The organism is Monashia sp. HAY1-2A (assembly GCF_056755315.1).
Map to the genome: position 1 here is coordinate 1 of NZ_JBNDHY010000485.1, position 262 is coordinate 262.

A 262-nucleotide genomic window follows, 5' to 3' on the forward strand; every position below is an offset into this window, starting at 1 on the left:
TAGTTGAGTTCAGCCGCCACTTTTTCGATGCGTTCGCGGGTGGCCCTGTTCACGCGGTCCGGGTTGGAGAGGGCCCGGGAAACGGTGGACGTGGCCACCCCCGCCAGCGCGGCGACGTCCCGGATGGTGGGTGCGGATCCCCGTGCGTTTGTCTCAGCCATAGGAAGATTGCACCATTCATGGCAACTTTTGGCAACCGCTTGCCGCACCATTGCCGGACTCATAGACTCGATGCCGAAGCCCCTGTGACGTAGACCACTAC

1 protein-coding gene is annotated in these 262 nt (G+C 62.2%); it reads right to left on the minus strand.

The window, feature by feature from the left end:
• A partial coding sequence (locus ACPYOM_RS22815; protein ID WP_481347713.1) for a LacI family DNA-binding transcriptional regulator occupies window positions 1-161 on the minus strand: 161 nt, incomplete at its 3' end.
• Between the last annotated feature and the right edge of the window lie 101 nt (window positions 162-262).